The sequence below is a fragment of the Psychroflexus sp. MES1-P1E genome, assembly GCF_002836055.1.
GTDB lineage: Bacteria > Bacteroidota > Bacteroidia > Flavobacteriales > Flavobacteriaceae > Psychroflexus.
The window spans coordinates 1-2,053 of the sequence record NZ_PJBS01000257.1 but is presented as its reverse complement, the minus strand read 5'-3'; the positions used below and the strand labels follow the sequence as shown (position 1 = coordinate 2,053).

Here is a 2,053-nt window from a genome sequence, read left to right as displayed (position 1 = left end):
CAAGTACCACTCAAAGTACTTAATAAAGTCTTGGTTATTCTCTTTGGTTTTAATCTCATCAATATCTACCTCTCTTTCAGTGATGACGGTTTCCATTTTGGATTTTATCAACTCCTTAGTTAGCTCGACACCCTCATTGATATGTTTTGAAACCAATTTACGGGGCTTAAACCCTGTTTTTAGCAAAATTTGAAAAAGTTTCGGATGCTAGTGATAAAACATGAAAGAAATTCCTTGATGGCCATTTCTAATTGCTTCACTTTCTTATGAAATAGTCTGTTATTTAAAAAAACTATGCTCTGCGACTTGCATTGCTTTACTTTTTAAATCAACTTTAATGTAATTGTAAAAAACCTTTTCTGACTTATGACCAGAAATTACCATTATGTGATGTGGTGGCATACCAGCATTATAAGCATTTGTGCAAAAGCTACGTCTACAAGTATGAGTGGATACATATTTCCATTTGGGTTTTTTCACTTTTTTTCTTACTCTACCTTCAGTTCGCTCCAAAATAAAATCTTCATTGATTTTTGCTTTCTTAGCAATACTCTTAATTAATTTGTTGATTGTGTTTTGATGAACGTAAGGAGGAAAATCACCATTCCTTTTATTTAGAATGCTCTTAACTCTTGAATTGATAGGTATGTAAACCTCGCCGCCCGTTTTATTTTGTTTTAGGTATATAAACTCTTTACGTCCACCATTTATTAGAATTGGGTTTTTTAAAAATTTCATTAAATCACCAACTCTCAACCCTGTGTAACAACCAATTAAAAATACATCTCTTACAGTTTTTTCATCTTCATTTGTTAATTTTAGATTAGCAATGGATTCAAGTTCTGATTGATCGAGATAGGGATGATTTATTTCTTCTTTGAATTTAGCAAAGTAACGTTTCTTAAATTCATTATTATTATGCACGCCTTTATCGAAAGCATAGCCTATTATGGTCTTAAGCTTTTGAATAATCGAACCAATGTAATTTGTAGTGTATTCCTTGTCTTTTCCGTAAGACACAAAATCATTATAGAATTTCTCATCAATATCCTGAAAACAGAAATTGCTGAGCTTTTTGGTCTCAAGAAATTTTATCAAATAGTTTTTACTATTTCTATAGGTCCTGAGTGTTCCTGATGTTAGCGGTTTATTTGTAAATGGCGAATTATTAACTGCGTAATATTTTATAAACCATTCGAAAAATTCGACGATATTGTTAGTACTGCTAATTGTCTCATCGTTAATATCAGGTTCATTACTAATTATTTTCTTTATAGCATTAGAGCACCCAATTTGAGTCAACTTTTCATTTTCTATCAGTATTGTAATAGATTCTTCGATTTCTTTTTCAATCTCTTTAATTCTATTATTTATATAAGTAGAATTTGTGATATCATTAGGCACTTTTAATTTGCACCTTGAAGAGTCCCAATACTTTTCAGAACCTCTTTTAAAATCCAATCCAGTAGACATTCTAAACCTAATATCTCTTCCGTGTCTCAAATCCAATAGAATTGAATTTGTCTTTTTACCTTTTCTTAATTTAAATTTGACTGTCATTTTCTAAATTTTAAATGTTAATAATTGTTTCTGAAAATTAAGAATGTGGTCAAAAAAAACTAAAAAGTTTGCCCACATGTTTGTCCACATGTGTCCTTTTGAGTCCTTCTTATTGTGTTAAAATTAAAAAAACGACCTAAAAAAGTGCCTAAAAAGCGTCAAATTCAGTCTATTTAGTAAAAAAAATAAACTAATTCGGATTCTGCCGTGGTCACAATCACTCACAACTCCGTTGTGATTTAAATATTAAAAATCCAATAAGCATTCGCTTGATTGGATTTTTTTATTCAAAGCGCTAAGACTTATTTTAAAATTTCGACAGTTGTAGTTGCATAATGTACTATTCTCAATATATGCAATCCTGCCTCAGTCATAATTAAAATTCTCAAATCGTTGTTTTTCGATAATTTGTGGATTTTATAACCTTTGATTGTCCACATACTTGCCCACAATTTGATCTATAGTAATATACTATTTCAATTTTTACTTTAAA

General features: G+C 30.1%; 2 protein-coding genes. Both read right to left on the bottom strand.

Features of this window, described 5'->3' with window-relative positions; all coding sequences use genetic code 11:
* On the bottom strand, positions 1 to 186 hold a 186-nt coding region (locus CXF67_RS18230; protein ID WP_180957947.1), incomplete at its 3' end, for a hypothetical protein.
* Positions 187 to 279: 93 nt separating this feature from the next.
* On the bottom strand, positions 280 to 1,560 hold the full coding sequence (locus tag CXF67_RS09515; protein WP_102088548.1) for a tyrosine-type recombinase/integrase: 1,281 nt from the start codon (positions 1,558 to 1,560) through the stop codon (positions 280 to 282).
* Positions 1,561 to 2,053: the final 493 nt, after the last annotated feature.